General features: G+C 56.2%; 1 protein-coding gene. It reads right to left on the bottom strand.

Annotated elements, in window-relative coordinates; genetic code table 11:
- Positions 1–242, bottom strand: a 242-nt coding sequence (locus QN347_RS20745; protein WP_323494537.1) for a hypothetical protein, incomplete at both ends; no start/stop codon positions are given.

The following is a 242-nucleotide window of genomic DNA, read 5'->3' on the forward strand; positions in this document are numbered from 1 at the left end:
GTTCTTCGCGCGGTTGATAGTCGCGGCCCGAAATCGATACGCAACTGCGCGAGCCGAGCAATACCAGAGCTGGGCAGGCGTAGTACCACGTATCGGGGTAGCCTTGATCTTGCAGCAAACGATGGGCTTTGTCGGCGATGCTTTTTTCACTGTCTTCGGCCGTGATCAGACTGGCTAATTGGCTCAGCACTGCTTTGGCGGCGGCCTGAATCTGACGATGTTGCTCGATTTCGAGTTCGGTG

The organism is Sphingomonas sp. 10B4 (genome assembly GCF_035019905.1).
In the GTDB taxonomy this organism is placed as follows: domain Bacteria; phylum Pseudomonadota; class Alphaproteobacteria; order Sphingomonadales; family Sphingomonadaceae; genus Sphingomonas; species Sphingomonas glacialis.